Below are 17,489 nucleotides of genomic sequence, written 5' to 3'. Positions count from 1 at the left end.
TACACAAATAAGGAGAATATTATGACGAGTGAATCCACTTTGTTCAGATGATCACAAGCAGCTCGCCGCCGCTAACTACACTATTATATAAGCTCTAATGAGGATTTCTATTAATTAATATCAAAACTCAACTAAATTGTACAGGTGATTAATCATAACTCTAAAGTCGATGAGGTTGATCATAACTCCTATGAGCGAAAAAAAGACACACTTATATTTGTCTGATAACCTTAGTATGGATCGACTATCAACCCAAAACGAACTTAAAAAACTTGTTTGTTTTAACGCAATAAATGAACAACGCTATTGATAAAAATTTGATATTTATTAAATAGAGTTTTATTTACATTACTTTTTAACGCAAAGTTTACGAATAATAAAATTGAAGGAATAAAGTGGGCAATTCAGGAGCAAAAGCTGCATTAAAAGGTTATAGACTTCAGACTTTATATATCTTACACGAAATTCTATTGTCTAATAGTTCCGAGTTAATCTTCCAGCCAGAAGGGAATGAAGATCTAGCAGTATATCAAGGCAAAAAATTAGTAAGAGCCGTTCAAATCAAGGCATATAGTGACCCTCTAGTTCTATCGAATTTTATCGAGGCGGATAAAAAAGATACTTTTATTCATCGTGCCTGCAAACTATTAAATACTGATGAGTCACCAAAAGTAGAGGTAATCAGCTTTGGTATAATTGGTAATGAAATTAAAAGTGCTTGGTCTACGTCAGATATAAATAAGGAAGCCAATCAAAGCAAGATAAGACAGAAGTTAGGGAATTTAAAAATATCCAATCCTTCAGTAGATATTTTGTTCAAAAAATTAGTGTGGCTATATGCTATTGAAGATGAGTTACATCAAAGTATTTCTCAATGCTTAAGTCAATCAATGACATCTGGTTCAATTGAGCATGCATTGTCATTACTAACCTCTTGGTTATACGAAGCGTCAGAACAAAAATCTAAAATAACTCATGCGGTACTGTTAGAAAAAATTAATTCAATTGGTCGTTATTTCGCGGAACGTGAAGCTCATCATCAAGAATGGTTTAAATCCATCTCGCCTTTAGAGGAAAATAGTGTTGTTGAAAAACAAAAATTAGAAAAGGAATTCTACCAAGGTATATCTGCCAGATTTAGTCATATTCAAGCTAATTTGGATATACTCAGACAGGAACATCTAACAGAAATTGAAAATCATTTTAAAACATTTCAAACAGTTATCGTTCATGGTGCATCTGGTCAAGGAAAAACGTCTTTGGCCTATCGTTATCTCTATCAGTACGTTCCAGAAACTTGGCGTTTACAAATTAATTTTATTGAAAACAGAACTCATGCAAAAAGTATTGCATTGGCAATAGCAGATCATTTAGCCGTCTTCAGTGCAACTCTCTATTTGTATATTGATGTAACTCCCAGAGATTCAGACTGGACAGCCATTATCAAAGCCTTGCTTGAAAAGCCAAATATAAAAATTCTAATAACAATCAGAGAAGAAGATTTAGCTCGCCAAAATATTTCAAATGATCAACTAGGGTTTCCTAAACTGGTTCAACTTAAGTTTTCGCAAGGTGAAGCCAAGCACATATACCATAACCTGCTAGCTAAAGGGATTGCGACCCCCTATCCATCATTTGACCAACTTTGGTTAGGCTTCGGTGGTAGTGGATCGTTGTTGGAGTATATATTCTTTTTAACCCAAACAGAATCGCTTAAGGAAAGGCTTAGATTTCAGGTTAAGCGTTTAAGAACGGAAGTTATAGAAGGCAAATTAGAAGCATCTGCAATTAAATTGCTATTGGCCACTGTCGTTGCAACCTCATTTGAAGCCAGAGTTAATATTCCATTATTGATAAAAGCTATTCAATTAAGAGATCCACAAGGTACTTTTAGTTTGTTTGAAGACGAATATTTAATTCGTCGCTCAGATGACAAGATTCATCTAGTAGCACTACACCCTATTCGCTCAAAACTTCTTGCTGAGTTATTGGTTGAACCTGCCTTTTCCCCTTGGATTGACGCAGCTCTTTGTGTGATGCCAAGCATACCAGAAGCTGACCTTGAAACTTTTCTGCTTTATTCATTTGTCGAGAAACCTAATGAGTTTCAAGAGCTATTCGACAGCCTAAAGAAGCTCAATATTGAAACTTGGGAAGCTGCTGCTGGCATAGGTAGAGCATTACTATGGTTTGGTATTCGCAACCATGTTTTAGAAAATAAAGAGGTTATAAGTTCTGCGCGGTCTATAGCTGGTAACGATGGAGCATCTCTTCTGCTACAAACCGATATTGGCGGGGCTATGGAAATCAACCTAGCAGAAGATTTGATAAATATACTTGGCAAAGATAATCCATTAGCAACCAGAAATGCTTTGGAACTAAGGCAGCAGATAAGTTCATCACAGTCGGTGTATAAATACATAAGTGAGTGGCTTATTCATTTACCTCAGGAATTGGCGATTCCACACAACTACAGTAATTGGTCAGGAATGGGAGAAGTTTTATTATGGATGGGGCGATTAGGCGTTACTAATCAGTTAAATGTATCTTGGTTACTAAATTTAGATATAGAAACTGCATTTGAAGATATTGCCCCTCTAGCTAACTTAACTATAGGGCTATTTTATTTTTCTCCAGATTTATACCATTCATTTATAAATAGAAATAAACTTGCAATAGTTACACTTTTTCAGAAATCCACTCAAACTGTTTGGTTCGATCATCAACCTAATAATCCGATTGCGCACTATATCATCCCTAACGATTACATAGACTCGGCTAACTATACAGGTTCAGACCTGAATAAAATGTCTTGCAATAAAGCTATAATTTTAAAAAAGCTATTTCCCGACCAAGAAAAATATGGAACTCAAGGTTATGGTCATCAAAATATTCTTATGGATTTACCGCTAGACGAAAGCCAGAAGAACATCATTCATTCGGCAATTCCCTTACCACACTTTGTAAGTATTAACTCGACATGGGCTAATTATATAGATTACACATTCAGGCCGAATGATTGGCCTGAGTACGCAAGCAATATTTTATCTATTAGAGAACAAATCGCATTTGGACTAACCAATTTAAATAAAACGCTAATAACTTATTTTAAGAAAAAAAAGTCTCAAGCGCTTATAGGTATCGGAAAAATCGAGCCTGAGTATTGGGAAAATCTTGCCAAAATAAATTGGCAACTAACTAAATTACCAAAATTAGCAGTTGACCCTTGGGGCATTACTAGTGAGGGAACATTAAGAGACCTAAGTAAAAATGAAGTCGAAGGTAAACGTAAAAAAACCTTTGATTGCTTATCGATGCAGAATGACTCAAAAAAATTCAGAGAATCACTCAACGATTATATTCACTCAATGAGTAATTTTTTTAGTCAATCACACTTCATCCTGATTTTTAATGGTCTAATTGGTCGATTACCAAAAGAGCAGCATGTTGAATACTACAAAAAAGCTGAAGAATTAGGACACCCCTATAACGAGCACAATATTCATCTGTCATGCGTTAATCTTAATAATGCTCAAAAGAATTTGGAAAGCTTCCAGCATGAGTTTAGAGCTATTTTTCATGAAATTATTCCAGAACAAAAGCTCAATCAAATAGATAAAAAAGAAAAAGAGAAAATTAACAAAGCATGGGCACTTTGGTATCAATTTGCTCATCACCCTGACAAATATTGGAAAGATTCACCCGATATTAGAGCGTCTGCTATTTTGACCAGCCTAAAAAATAAACTGATTAGCTCAATTACTAATTCGTTAAGCGAATTGTCAAATCCTAGTATGAAAGCATCAATTCTAAGTGAGGGTTATGAATATGAAGGCAAGAAGTCTCTTTGGATTGAAGTCAGTACATCTGAAACGACGGCTATGGATAATGTATTTATCGATACGGTTGATGCATTAACTAGAGCAATAAGACCAGTAAGCTTTACTGATCTTAAGTATTTTGTTTTAACAAATTTGTGGGATAGTTTTGTGATTGTGCCAACTAACAAAACGCAAACAATTTCAAATATTTCTTGGGTGCTATTTACCAACAGTTTTGTTGGCGATGAGCCTGTATTAAGTGAAGAAAAGGCTTTTCTTTACTTACCTAGACCAATTAACTTAAATGCACTAAATCATTTTAAACTTAAGGAAAATGGGGCAGCTTCTTATAAAGTGGTGAAAGAACTCGAAAAAGAACTAAGCGCAACCCTTGCAATAATAAACCATATGCATTGTTTCGTTACTCTCCCGCAAAATGCAAATGATACAGGAATAGAAATACTAGAAAATTATTGTAGTAATTTAATTGAACCGCTAACAGAGCATATCAACGCGGCACAAAAATTGATAAATATAGCAAAAGAATATGATAGCAATGTCACCAACACTTGGATTCAAACATTAGACACATGCCAACAGGCAGTCCAACCTTATGAAGTGCCAGAAGATAATCAAATAAATATTAGTCTAAATGATTGTATGGAATGGGCAGAACTTCTTTGTGTAGCATTAAATCAATTGCATATTTTAAAAAATGAATGTGGTAGCTCGTTGAGCTAGGCGTAATTTTAGACTTAGTCCACCCCATTGATAACTCAATATCTATGGCGTTCAACCTAACAACTAATTTAGACCGTTTTGAGTTGTGAATTCGTAGCGTGACGCAGAAATTCGGAAAGACCACTACTGGAACTGGAACTCCTAGATTTTACTAGACATTCTTTTGTTGCTAAACGAATGTTCGATCTGACCCGCTTTGAGTCCAACTTCATCACCTCGTATTCGCTGTCTAAGCGTTTTTGGGGCCTTTAACTGCTAGTGCTAAGCCTAATACCATGCTTGGTTGCAAATACTTTTAGCTTTTTCTCATACCGAAGCATCTCTTTTTCGTGACGGCAAAAAGAATCGAACGACCTCACCTTCATAGATGGCACGAATATCATTCTCGCCCGCATCTATCGAGTAACTGCCATTGCCTAAGTGATACGCTGCTCGTCCGCCGACGAAGTTCTCGATAGTAAAGGTCGATAATAATGACTCGACTTCATCAGGAGCTATTTGTTGAAAGACAGTATGGCAATAAGGCATATCTCTGACTCTTGAATTGCTGAAGTTTAAGTATAGTAAATGACAAACTTGGAAGATCTATAAATTTCATTTAATGTTGATAGCAATTGAGCATAAATATCACACGCATACTGAAAAATATGAAAAGAAAATTGATGCGTCTGCGTAAAAAACACTTAACTGCATTTTTCAAAAATCAGCATAATATTACTCGCGCTAATAGCACAATTGTTACTTTTGAATCTATCGCTAAAGTAAAAACAATGGGCCAAAGGTATTATCATCAAAGAATTAATCAGCTTCAAAATTTGAACGCGCGTCAACTTAAAAAATATAGAAAAAGACAAATAAATTCTGGGCTGACGGGCAGTAAATACGGTGCTATTTGTAAAACATCTTTAAAACCAGCCTCAGCCGTATTTAAAAAAGTAGCTTTGAATGATCTGAAAGGAACAGTTTAAGTTGTGAGTTCTATTTTTAACAATAACGCTAGTTGACTAATTTTGAGTTACAAACTCTCTGATCAATTGCTCAACATCTAGTTTCTGATTATCTTTACATGCTGCAATTACTCTCTCTATCAGAATAGGATTTATCGATAGGCCGTCAATACGATTGTTAGCAATAGCCTCTCGGACATTTTTGATCATGATGCGCTGATTAAGTGATAATTGATCATTACATAACTGTATATTTTGTTCTGATTGATGAGTATCTACTTTGCTCATTATTTGCCTTTTCGATTAAAGCGGTTATTTAGCTTAATAAGTTGAATAACCTTCCCCACGCAGAAAAGCGCTGCGTGGAATGATAACTATTGTTTCAATTAAATAGCAACAGGAGCTTTGATATTTGGATGTGCATCATAGCCGACAATTTCTAAGTCTTCAAAATTGTAACCGTAAATAGAGTCTGGCTTTCGATTAATTTTCAATTCAGGCAAAGGCCTTGGTTCACGTGACATCTGCTCTTTAATTTGTTCCATGTGATTTGAATAAGCATGTAAATCACCAAAACTTACAACTACTTCACCCGGCTCTAAATCACATTGTTGGCATAGCATATGAACAAGTAATGATAAACTAGCAATGTTATATGGAAGCCCCAAGAAAATATCGGAACTTCTAATATATAATTGTCCTGAGAGCTTTCCGTTGGCTACATAGAACTGATATAGTAGATGGCATGGGGGTAATGCCATCTTACCACTAATAACATTCTCTTGAGGACTTACAGTTTCGTCTGGGAGGTACTCAACATTCCATCCATGAAATATAATTCGGCGACTATTTGGATTGTTCTTCAACGTATCAACAACGTAATCGATCTGATTTATTGTGTCACCGTCTTTTGTCGGCCAAGCAGTCCACTGAGCACCGTATATAGGTCCAAGAGAGCCATCTTCCAGCGCCCACTCGTCCCAAATTTTAACGCCATTCTCGTTTAGCCAATTATTATTGGTGTCACCATTAAGAAACCAGATAAGTTCATTGGCTATGCTTTTAAAATGAAGTTTTTTGGTTGTCAGCAATGGAAAACCTTTAGATAAATCATGTCTTATTTGGCGACCAAACACTGACGTAGTGCCAGTTCCAGTTCGATCACCTTTTTGTGTGCCATTTTCTAGCACGTCTTTTAATAGTTCTATATATGCTTTCATTATTTTACATCTCTTAGTAATTCTTTAAGTTGTTCATTTTTATCTTGAAGAGTTTTTATTTTTTCTTTCTGTTTCTCGAACTCTGTTTTATAAAAGTCTGTATTTTCGATTTGTCTTCTTAACTGAAGTTCTAAATCATCTCTATCTTTATTTGCTTTGGTGAACTCAGAGAACCAATAAACCACTTCTTTAGCAATATTATCACGTTCTTCGGTGAGTTCTTCTGCTTTACTTTTTATATCCTGCTGTTCTTGTTGCTCTTGTTCTTTCCTTTGCTTTTTAATTTCTTTTAAACGAATTGCTGGAAACTCTCGTTCTGATACTGTATTCCTGTGAATGCCTGATATCCTTGCGACTTCTTTTTGAGTAGCTGGCAGGTCAGAATTTTTGCTGATTTTCTCCAGAGCATCGTTTAGTTTTATTGTATTATCATCATAATCTTTAGTATTTTTTTCATCATATGCTTGTTCACTCATTGATCGACAGCCTCTCCAAGATAAATTAAAACCCCTCTAGCTTCCTCTACCGCCGCAATGATTTGGTCCTGCCTATCTTCATATCCTTCTTTGCCAACTAACTCGCTATTTGAGACAAATACCTCTCGCCATTTAGGAGCATTTGCCTTGCTAACAATTGCATTTGAACACCTATTAGGGTTACACCTTAAAGAGCCGATACAAGGAAGACTTTCATCATAATCCTCTACCCCTCCAAAACAGAAGCCTGCACCAACATTAATCACTGCAAGTCCTTGCTCAGCCATAGCATCAAATATCTCATCTTTGCTATAGCCAGCCTCCATATATCCTTGGAACACCTTTTGAACTCTTTCTTTGTGCTCAGTAGCTTTTGGGCCAACATATGTACCATTAGGGTCCATAATGTTCTTTACTCGCTCCACTTCTGCATAACGACGAATTTTTTTGCTTTTCGCTTTATCAAGCACTATGTTGTCTGCGATCTCTCCATACCCTAATGTTGTATTACTCGCCGCTCCCATTGATGTGTAACTACCAACTTTATCTACAATATGCTTTAGTTGAAATGATATAAATGGAAGCCCTAATTCAATACGATGTAATTGATACGCTAACGTATGCCGAATCATGTATGGGGTGAATATTATTTGCTCAGTCCTGTCTTTACCTAGGACTATATTTAAGAAATTTCCAAAAAAGTGCCTGATACCCGTCGGGTTCATATTGGTAGGTATATCATCGGGAGATACTGTATCTACATTACTGAAAAGATAATCATTATTCTTTAAAGACGAAATTAAGGATGCCGCTTGAACAGCATCTTTCATAATTGGAATTGCAACCCACTTATCATCAAATAATTTTAAGTTTTCAAACTTATTCTTCTTTACATTTGAAACCAAGACATCAAATCCATCATGCACATTTAAGCATTTACTTAATATTAACTCGCACATTTCTTCTGGACGCATCCCTGCCAATTGTGAAATTAAATAAGCGGATGAATAGTAAACTTCATTGATATACCTTCTGACTTCATCAAAGTGCTTTATCTGATATTTTTCCTTTATCAGAGGCCTAATCCCCTCGTGGTACATCAAGCTGCCATCAGGTTTTAGGTACTCTTTAGATATAGAGCAAGTTGTCTCGATAAACTCTTTAGAATATCCCTTAGACAAAAGACGAACTAGAGTATAGTCATTTAATAAGTGCTCATTAAATTCAAAATTTAAACGGTGTTCTTTGTTCAAAACGTTGTAATAAGACAATGCTGTTTTATCTTCGACGTTTTTCGAAATTCTGAGTAAGAAATCAACCACAGTAAATGTCGAATGATTTATCAGTTTTTCAAAATCACTATTCTCAAAAATTAGCTTCGCTTTTCTTTTCTTTATATTCTGTTCCGGCCAGTCTAAGGTTGAGAAATCAACCTTAATTTCTGTACCCAATACATTTGAGGAGTATGGGTGGTTCAAATAACCCAAAAACACCATTAATTCTGGACCAACTGTGAAATTAAATTTTTTGGCCGTTTTTCTATAGTCACTATCAAGTATATCGGTCAAACTTTGAAATTTATTGTGGACAAACTCTAGACCCAACCCATTTAAGTCATGAAATACACTGTCGATGTATCTTAAACCAGCTTCAAAATGAGCAATCACGGTATTGGGCTTTATTGATTTTTTAGAACGTTGACCTTTACCATTTTTCCTAAATTGCATTGGGACCAGCATTACTAAATGACATAAGCACTTTAACTCAGTCATTACATAAGCGGGAATATTCGAGTATTTAGAAAAATTAATTTTGAGCTTAGCCCCTTGTACTGACCTAGATGGATTGAGAGTGTCTTTATTGTAATCCCATTCGTTTTCTTTGAATTGATTTACAGAGGTTACAGAAAGACTTAAAAGTTGCGGCAACCAGAAAAATTCAGGTAACTCCAGCTCTTTACTATCTATCTGTTCTTGAGTTTTAGCAAAAAGTGGTATGAGTAGTTTTTTGTTTTCACCAACTTTTTGAATTAGTGAAATGTTGTTCTCTAAATTTGTCTCATTCATTATGCTGTAACTCCATCTACTATTGCCGTCTCTTCAAAAACTGACAGGCGCTTTGCATGCTCTAAATCGCCAATAGAAAAATCAGACTTCTTGGGATTTAGCATTTCATCAAGCAATGCTAGGTTTTCTTCAATTACATAGCCGTATGGTGTATCCATAATTCTATTTCTCTGCATGAGTAATTCATAATCTCGCTGCATAGCAAATAACATCGGTAATTTATCTACGGTGATCATGACGTTTTCACATGACAGGCACTTGTTGTACTGTGAGCATGCTTGGCCTTGGTTGTAACTTGACATACTCCTGATAAAATCTGGTGGTGAAAATATATTCGCACAGCCCCCTAACGGCGTGCTAAATATTATTCTATCTGGGTTTTCTAAAAAATCACTTGATTGGCTATTGTCATTAGCGGGTACTATCGTGCGCTTATGAATTCTAGTTAACGCTTCATTGAGTTTTGCTCTAGCAATACGATTAAAATCCAATTTATCCAGATAATTCATCGTAGTTTCAATGTTGGAATGACCTAACATCAATTGAATTTCTCGAATGCTAACTCCAGCTTCCAACATTTCGCTTACAAAAGTAGGTCTAAAGCGGCTAATACTGAATTTCAAAGGCTTTCCAGCAGCGTTCTGCAATGAATGTCTACTAACAAAATTCGAATAGATACTTGTAGTATTCTTCAGTTCAGAAAATGATTTTATTTCTCCATAGGTTTTTTGCCCTGAACTTTTGAATATAAAAAGTCTACCTTTGATAGAGTTATGAGCATCTTTCCTGATATTTGCAGTAAGGTTAACTACTCCTTCAAATATTTTTTGAACTTCTACGCTTTGTTTTTTAGATAACCACTGAAGCTTCGCTTCAAATAAATCCAGATGTAATTCCTTTTCCCCCGTACTCCTCTCTTTCCAATATCTTAAACACGGCTTACCAGTAATTTCATGCGAAAGGACTAGGTCATCCACGTTAAGATCAAAAATGGGTTCGGCATTCATACCTGTTATTTGTGCGAGTCGAAAAACAAATGGTGCTATAACATTGGCATCTACAACGGATAAAACTCCCCAACTTTTATATATTTCATGAAGCCCAACATCGAGTTTCCCAACTATTTTTAAGAACCCTTTTTCTTCGTTAGTTTTAGCCGTATGATAGTAAACAGGTGAGCAATTCAGGTTATTTTCGAACAAAAACCTAGCATTTTCTATTGTAGCAAGCCCTAATAATAAGTGTCCCCGATTATCTAAAGGATATATACCACTTCCAACTTTAGTGTATGGAGATAGTAGCTCGATTGTTTCTTCAATACTTTCATGTATAGCGTTGTTGATGTCATCGCGTTCCTGCTTGATATATGGTTTATAACTTTCAGTCACTCTACCTTTAACTGCCATTTCAACATCTATAAATCCGTGAAAACCAAGCCCTTTTAAAGATTTAGCTCTTTTTAAAATAATTCTAACAGCACTTATAATGCTAGGGGCTGTAGCAGGAGACATTTCTTCATTATCCATCAAAGGGATAATGTAATCCTGATTGAATCTAACTAACAGGTACTCATTCAATATATCCTTTAAAAACGAAGTAGTTGCTATGTTGTTCTTCAATAGAAACTTGCACAAATGATTATATGCATCTCGAAAGTTATTTTTAGATGACTTAGCAGAATAACTTGCACGAATATGAGCAGCTAACTGTTTAATTTGAACAAATGGCTCATCAGAACTATCGGGAGCGAGCAAGTCTTCGACTGACTCTAAAGATATTAATTCAAGATCACGCCAACGCTGTGCTGTCGCTTTTTGCTTGGGTATGAATTCCTTATCGCGTAACTGTTCTCGTTCTTTAACTGGAATATAATCACCACGAAGCGCACCTAATACAATTAGCTCATTGTTTAATTGTTCCGCCAACTCATTAATGATTTCGTAGTCTTTACCACCTCGCCAGTTTTTAATATATTTATTAAAGCTAATAGAGTTGCCATGTGTTTCGAGGTCGAATTTTTCTTCATCTGACAAGCTTTTCCACCAAATCATTACTGTTCTGCGAAGCTCAAGGGCAGATGAAATTGTTCCTTCAATTAAAATACCTTCGCTAATGAGAATTTCATTAAGCTCATTCATGAGCGGAACATAGCTGTGTGCTGCGCTCGTTGCTCCTTGGAGCGCAGCCTTCGAAATGCCTAACTTATCACTAAGGTAAACATGAGAAGCCATTGCGTAATACTTATCTTTTTTAACCTTGTTGCCTAATGGTATTTCCCATACTTTAACTGGGCTAGCTTTAATCTCATCAATGTAGGCTTTTAGTTTTTTAATTTGTTTAGTTACCATTTTCACTCCCTACGCTCTCACTTTTTTTGTTTTAGTTTTCGTGTTTAATTGCTCCATCAACTGTGATCGCGTGAGAATTTCTCCATTAGAATCAGCTACTAAGCCATATATATCGTAAGGTAGCCGTGTATAAATCTGCGTTGTTTTTAAACTACTGTGTCCAAGACAATGTTGAACTATCACGAGTTTATCTACTGAATGGTTTCCCAAGTCAGGAGACCTTAAGACAGAACCAGCAAAGCCATGTCTTAACATGTGAGGATGGATATGTCTTTTTATAAGTCCCTTCTTTTTTGCTCTCTGGGATAACCGTTCTAACAACTTTCCAACTGAACCGGGGGTATATGGATTTCCGTGAGTATTAAAAAAAGCAGGAGCATCTAAAGAGTGCTTTTTAGCAGTAACACGATATCTAGGGTTTGCAAAATATCGTTTAAGCCTTCCTAATGTATGGATACTGGTAAGTGTCATTCTTTCTTTAATTTCTCTACGCCTACCTTTTGAGCCTTCGACATAAACAGCTTTGTATTCAGATGGTATCGATACGGTGTCCTCATCCACTATAATTTTATGTCGTTCTGAGTTTAAAGCATTATCTATATGCTCTTTTTTGACTTTAGTTACTTCTGTGCGCCTAAGACCGCTATCGTAGATGAACTGAACCAATACCTTCTCACTTTCATGTGGTGTACACATTAATAACGCCGTTAATTCATCTAAACTACACATTTCTACTAATTTAGATTTTGGGGAACCAAAAATCAGCCCCCCCTCATAAGGATTGTCATCTCTCAACGCCTTCCCGTTATGACGCGCAACACAAAGGAACTCTTCAAAAAATGCTTGATAAGTCGCATCTCTATTACTTACCGTTGTAGAGGCTAAACCTTTTTCACTTCTTAAATGTTGGAAGTATTCTTTGAATGTGTGTTGTTGAATATATAGCAATGCATCATCTAACTTCTGATGCTTTAATGTCCTATGCTGCTCTAGATAATCAAGTAAGTAAGAAAAGTTCTTTGCATATGTTTTAACTGTTCCCGGAGGTGTTAATCCACTCATTAGCTTTTCAGTAAGCCAATTTGATATATGTGGCAATACTTGTTGCTTCGAATTGAAAACAACAACCCCAGTCACATTAGGCTCTGTTTGAAAGTCTAACGTCGTATTAGCTTTATGTTTAAAAGCTTCACTATCTCTTATGTTTATTGATTCTCCTTCTACTAATTTAAATCTCATTTCTTTCACTTTGCCCTTATATAGATATTATATTTTCATATTGTGCACTTGATTAATATATCGAATTATCTTTATTCTGATACAAAAAAAAGAAATCACTAACTGCTTCTTTCTCATACTGTGCAATTCTATTATAGGGCAATAAAAGCGGCACATCGCATGAGCGTTGGTAACTGGTTAAGTAAAGCGTATCACCTAATAAAGAAAACGTATGAGTGTGCATGCATGGGCGTAAACACCCCATATGGAATTCACCCGGGTTATAAAAAGATAATATTTCACCGCGATCATCTATGCCATTAGATAAGTCATCAACAAGCTTTTTCAGCTGATCAACAAATCCACCATCAGGTTTTGACCATTTACGTCCTTGAACACCATAAACCCGCCCCATATCGTCTTCGCCTTTACGGTGTGAGTTATTTAGCCATTCAGCATTTTCATTTGCATTAGCATTCCATGTATTACAGCCAATAGAGCGAAAATCTGCCGCATTATCATAGCCACGAATATAACCAAGTAACTCAGCTATAGCTGCTTTCCAGTAACTTTTTCGTGTAGTGATCATTGGAAATTCATTTGCCGCAACATCATAATTTAATTCAGCATTAATCACGGTTAAACAGCGTTTACCGGTACGCTTATTCTCTATCCACGTACCTTCATCAATTAAACGCTGACATAATGCTAAATACTGTTTCATGATGGTATCTCTATGGTAATTAAATCTGAGGAAATGGTTGAATATCTATAATATCAAGCACGATGCTAAAGGTCAGCAATATTTAGTTAATATATTTTCGCTATTTAAAAATCATTTTAATTGCTACTAGTATTAGAAAGGCCGCAAACATTTTCTTTAATGTTTTCACTGGCACTTTTGTTGCCCACTTAACACCCAAAGGAGCAAATAATGATGATGTACTAATAAAACCTAATAATGCAGGTAAATAAATATAACCTAGGCTCCAATTTGGCAAACCTTCTTGGTCAATTCCTGTAACAATAAAACCTATAGCACCAAACGTAGCTACAACAAAACCACATACTGTTGCAGTACCTATAGCATGACGAATTGACATTGAAAAATACGTTAATACAGGGACTAAAATCGCCCCCCCTGCAATTCCCATTAAACTTGAGATCGTGCCAGTTATTAAGCCAATCAACTCAACAGCTTTATCGCCTGGCATAGGTTTTACTTTTGTCATTCGGATAGATAACAACATATATGATGCGAGTAAAATCACTGAAATCGCAAATACAACTTTCAGTGTTTGGCTCGATAAAACATCGGCAATATAGGCTCCAATTAAAGCTCCTAATGCAATAGTTGCGACTAATTTTCGAGTAGTTTTCCATGGTATATTTTTATTTTTATGATGAGCCCAAGCCGCTGAAGAAGAGGTAAACATAATTGAAGCTAATGAAGTAGCTAAGGCAATAGGCATAACAAGATCAGGTTCAACACCGACACTCGGTAATAAATACACAAGCGCTGGCACAATAACTAAGCCGCCGCCGATTCCTAACAAACCTGCAAGGAAACCGGTAACACAACCAAGTAACATACATAAAAGAAACGTACTAACGATCATTACTACATACCTGCACGAACAAAACCACCCAAGCCTAATAATTCGAGCTGTTCATTTATGTAATTATGCACTTGTTTAGCATTAGAAAAAGTCAGTGCATGAGACAAAATAATTTTAGCTCGTTTAAATTCAACGTGCCGTATAACCCATTTGATCCGCAATATATTATGAGGATTCATACTTAATTTATCGTACCCCATCGCCATTAATAGCAAAGCTCCTGCAGGCTCACTGGCTAATTCGCCACATAAACTTAAAGGTACTAAGTGTTGATTAGCTTGCTCGGCAATATAATTCAGCGCTCTTAATACTGATGGGTGATATGAGCTATATAAACTCGACACTCGCGCATTATTTCGGTCAACCGCTAATAAATATTGGGTTAAGTCATTACTCCCCACAGAGAAAAAATCTACCTTTTCAGCCAATTCTTTTAATTGAAAAATACTACTAGGGACCTCAATCATTATACCGACTTTGGGTTTTACTAATAATTTAGCATGGGCGGTATCCAATTCAAGGCTAAGTTCATAATAGGCTTGGTTAATTAACCTTATGGCTTCTTCAACTTCTGTCACGCTTGAAATCATAGGAAGCATTATTTCTAAATTGCCATGACCTGCATTAGCACGAATCATTGCACGAACTTGTACTAAAAATATCTCAGGGTGATCTAAGGTAATACGAATGCCACGCCAACCAAGGAAGGGATTATCTTCAGTGATAGGGAAATAAGGTAAAGACTTATCGCCCCCCACATCAAGGGTACGCATCGTCACTGATTGTTTAGGGAAAGCAGCTAGCACTTTCTGATAAAGTAAAGTTTGTTCATATTCCGAAGGAAAACAACTTCTGTCCATAAAAGGAATTTCAGTTCGATATAAGCCAATACCCACCGCACCAGTATTTTTTGAATGCTCAAAGCCATGAGATAAGCCTGCATTAAGTTGTAACTCAATGGCTTTGCCGTCAGGGGTAATACTGGGCAAGTCTTTTATTTCAAAAACTTTATCGAATAATGCGCCTTCTTCAACAATTAAATGCTGATATTCGCGAATAAGCGATTCGTTTGGTGCTATAAATAATTCACCGTTATAACCATCGACTATAGCAAGTTGTTTATCTAATTTACTATAAGGGACTCTTTCAACGCCCATAATTGCAGGTATAGCGAGTGCCCTAGCTAAAATAGCTGCATGAGAGTTACTTGAACCCGTGAAAGAAACAATGCCTTTTAATCCTTGGTGTTGAAAATCGGCGACCATAGATGCTGTTACGTCATTAGCAAGCAATATAAATTCTTCTGGTGAGGATTGCTGAACGGCATTAAGCGACTGAAGATTGAGTAATAATCGGTTACCTAAATCCCTTATATCTGATGCACGTTCACGTAAGTATTCATCTTCCAAGCTCTCAAATTGCAATATATAACTATCAACAACAAGCTTTAACGCGCTTTCAGCATTCCAGTTTAGGTGTATTTTTTTTGCAATTTCTCCGCCTAAATTTGCAGAATCAAGTAACTGCTTATACATTTCAAAAATATCTAGGCTGTTATCACTAATAATAGTGCCTAGCTGTGATGACATAGTTTCAAAATCGGAAAAGGTTTTTTCAATAGCTTGTTGAAGTCGTTGTAGCTCCACAGCTATATCTTGACACTTTTCAATAGCAACCGTATTTAAATCAGCAACCAATTGCACAACCATAATTGGAGCCATAGCAACACCAGATGCACCTGCCGCCCCTGTTAATGGTTTTAACCATTGGCCGTTTTGAGTATATTTAGACACCAAACCTGAAGCTTCAGCATTCGATAATATGGTTGCTAATTGAGCAGCTAATGTCACTAAAAAAGCTTCTTCAGTTTCAGTAAAGCTTCTCGTTTCTTTTTGCTGGATAGTTAACACACCTAAGACTTTACGTTGATGAATAATAGGTGTGCCTAAAAAGGCATGAAGCTCATCTTCCATTACCTCAGGCGTATAAATAAATTTGGGATGATTTTGCGCATTAGCTATATTTAATGGCTCTTCTCGCCGTCCAACTAAGCCAACTAAACCTTCAGAAAAGTCGATTGTTGTTTGTCCGATAGATTCTTTAGACAAGCCATCTGAAGCCATTAACACAAAATGCTGATACTGATAATCAGCAAGGTAGATAGAACAGCAATCTGTATTCATTGCTAACTTTACTTGCGAAACCATGCGACGCAGTGCGCTTTCTAGCTCACTATCTTGGCTAAACTCCAAAATTATTCGACGCAATGTAGTTAGCATGAAATTCCTCGATAGTTATTAGCTGAAATCAGCAACGCATTGTAACGCTCGATATAAGACCATTAAATGTCACGAAATGAGAATAATACGATATTTCTCTGAAAGTATTTTTTTGAAACGAGATGGTAAATTGTAAGAACTAACTCCGTTTAAAAAGTAATTTGCAAATTGCTCACTAATGTAAGTGAGCAATTTAATATTACGACTACATAATAATAATCAATTTCTACGTTTACGACGATCTGGGCGTTGATATGGCATAGTATGAGGAGCAAACTCTTTCATTACTTTGCGATATACATCTCGCTTAAAAGAAACAACCTGACGTACTGGATACCAGTAACTTACCCAGCGCCAATCATCAAATTCAGGATGATCAGTATGAATTAAATCAAACGCTGATTCATTTGCTGTTAATTTAAGCAAAAACCATTTTTGCTTTTGCCCAATACAAACAGGCTTACTGTCGTGTCTTATTAATCGTTTTGGTAATTTGTATCTTAGCCAATGTTTAGTCGTTGCAACAATTTTAACATGTTCAGGTTTCAGTCCAACTTCCTCATGTAATTCCCTATACATAGTCTGTTCTGCTGATTCACCTTCATCTACGCCACCTTGTGGGTATTGCCATGAATGCTGACCATTACGTCTGGCCCAAAATACTTGTCCCCTGTCATTGATTATTACTATGCCGACATTGGCTCGATAGCCTTCGGCATCTATCACAGGAACCCCTAGTGCATTTTAGTTATAC

The 17,489-nt window shown here is 36.2% G+C and carries 11 protein-coding genes and 1 pseudogene; 2 read left to right on the top strand and 10 right to left on the bottom strand.

The window, feature by feature from the left end; all coding sequences use genetic code 11:
* Window positions 1-395: 395 nt before the first annotated feature.
* Together IE155_RS11255 and IE155_RS11250 are read left to right on the top strand one after the other, a co-directional pair.
* Window positions 396-4,562 (top strand): hypothetical protein, encoded by a 4,167-nt coding sequence (locus tag IE155_RS11255; RefSeq protein ID WP_189378359.1) that lies wholly within the window; start codon window positions 396-398, stop codon window positions 4,560-4,562.
* A gap of 647 nt (window positions 4,563-5,209) precedes the next feature.
* Window positions 5,210-5,530, top strand: coding sequence for a hypothetical protein (locus tag IE155_RS11250; protein WP_189378358.1), 321 nt, complete (start codon window positions 5,210-5,212; stop codon window positions 5,528-5,530).
* Window positions 5,531-5,566: 36 nt separating this feature from the next.
* Here IE155_RS11250 and IE155_RS11245 read toward each other — a convergent pair whose 3' ends face one another.
* The 10 genes and pseudogenes from IE155_RS11245 to rppH all read right to left on the bottom strand — a co-directional run bounded on the left by IE155_RS11245 (window position 5,567) and on the right by rppH (window position 17,461).
* A complete protein-coding gene (locus IE155_RS11245; RefSeq protein WP_189378357.1) occupies window positions 5,567-5,797 on the bottom strand; it encodes a hypothetical protein in 231 nt (76 codons plus the stop codon).
* A 98-nt stretch (window positions 5,798-5,895) separates the two neighbouring features.
* Window positions 5,896-6,729, bottom strand: a complete 834-nt coding sequence (locus tag IE155_RS11240) for a thymidylate synthase (RefSeq protein ID WP_189378356.1) — start codon at window positions 6,727-6,729, stop codon at window positions 5,896-5,898.
* Entirely contained in the window at window positions 6,729-7,205 is a 477-nt protein-coding gene (locus IE155_RS11235; protein ID WP_189378355.1) for a hypothetical protein, read from the bottom strand. The genes IE155_RS11240 and IE155_RS11235 overlap by 1 nt, the downstream gene beginning before the upstream one ends.
* The gene (locus tag IE155_RS11230; RefSeq protein ID WP_189378354.1) at window positions 7,202-9,271 is read right to left on the bottom strand and encodes a site-specific integrase; all 2,070 of its coding nucleotides are present in this window, start codon (window positions 9,269-9,271) and stop codon (window positions 7,202-7,204) included. Before IE155_RS11230 ends, IE155_RS11235 begins: the two co-directional genes overlap by 4 nt.
* Window positions 9,271-11,619 carry a site-specific integrase gene (locus IE155_RS11225; protein ID WP_189378353.1) on the bottom strand — a complete coding sequence of 783 codons (2,349 nt, stop codon included), beginning with the start codon at window positions 11,617-11,619 and terminating at the stop codon, window positions 9,271-9,273. Before IE155_RS11225 ends, IE155_RS11230 begins: the two co-directional genes overlap by 1 nt.
* Before the next feature lie 9 nt (window positions 11,620-11,628).
* Window positions 11,629-12,858 carry a tyrosine-type recombinase/integrase gene (locus IE155_RS11220; RefSeq protein WP_189378352.1) on the bottom strand — a complete coding sequence of 410 codons (1,230 nt, stop codon included), beginning with the start codon at window positions 12,856-12,858 and terminating at the stop codon, window positions 11,629-11,631.
* A gap of 124 nt (window positions 12,859-12,982) precedes the next feature.
* Window positions 12,983-13,561, bottom strand: a pseudogene (locus IE155_RS11215) (thymidylate synthase); the annotation flags it as partial.
* Window positions 13,562-13,661: 100 nt separating this feature from the next.
* Entirely contained in the window at window positions 13,662-14,456 is a 795-nt protein-coding gene (locus IE155_RS11210; RefSeq protein ID WP_189378351.1) for a sulfite exporter TauE/SafE family protein, read from the bottom strand.
* 2 nt (window positions 14,457-14,458) lie between these two features.
* On the bottom strand, window positions 14,459-16,735 hold the full coding sequence (gene ptsP / locus IE155_RS11205) for a phosphoenolpyruvate--protein phosphotransferase (protein ID WP_189378350.1): 2,277 nt from the start codon (window positions 16,733-16,735) through the stop codon (window positions 14,459-14,461).
* 219 nt (window positions 16,736-16,954) lie between these two features.
* Window positions 16,955-17,461, bottom strand: a complete 507-nt coding sequence (rppH, locus tag IE155_RS11200; RefSeq protein ID WP_189378349.1) for an RNA pyrophosphohydrolase — start codon at window positions 17,459-17,461, stop codon at window positions 16,955-16,957.
* Window positions 17,462-17,489: the final 28 nt, after the last annotated feature.

Origin of the sequence: Thalassotalea profundi (assembly GCF_014653195.1) — a bacterium.
GTDB classification, from domain to species: Bacteria; Pseudomonadota; Gammaproteobacteria; order Enterobacterales; family Alteromonadaceae; genus Thalassotalea_B; species Thalassotalea_B profundi.
Note: the sequence above shows the minus strand (reverse complement) of the source record. Positions and strands in the feature narration are given on the sequence as shown.

Bases quoted from the DNA above. Each gene is read 5' to 3' on its own strand.
- IE155_RS11225 (WP_189378353.1), bottom strand. From the start codon at position 11,619: ATGGTAACTAAACAAATTAAAAAACTAAAAGCCTACATTGATGAGATT.
- IE155_RS11240 (WP_189378356.1), bottom strand. From the start codon at position 6,729: ATGAAAGCATATATAGAACTATTAAAAGACGTGCTAGAAAATGGCACA.
- IE155_RS11245 (WP_189378357.1), bottom strand. From the start codon at position 5,797: ATGAGCAAAGTAGATACTCATCAATCAGAACAAAATATACAGTTATGT.
- IE155_RS11230 (WP_189378354.1), bottom strand. From the start codon at position 9,271: ATGAATGAGACAAATTTAGAGAACAACATTTCACTAATTCAAAAAGTT.
- IE155_RS11235 (WP_189378355.1), bottom strand. From the start codon at position 7,205: ATGAGTGAACAAGCATATGATGAAAAAAATACTAAAGATTATGATGAT.
- IE155_RS11210 (WP_189378351.1), bottom strand. From the start codon at position 14,456: ATGATCGTTAGTACGTTTCTTTTATGTATGTTACTTGGTTGTGTTACC.
- IE155_RS11250 (WP_189378358.1), top strand. From the start codon at position 5,210: ATGAAAAGAAAATTGATGCGTCTGCGTAAAAAACACTTAACTGCATTT.
- IE155_RS11220 (WP_189378352.1), bottom strand. From the start codon at position 12,858: ATGAGATTTAAATTAGTAGAAGGAGAATCAATAAACATAAGAGATAGT.
- ptsP (WP_189378350.1), bottom strand. From the start codon at position 16,735: ATGCTAACTACATTGCGTCGAATAATTTTGGAGTTTAGCCAAGATAGT.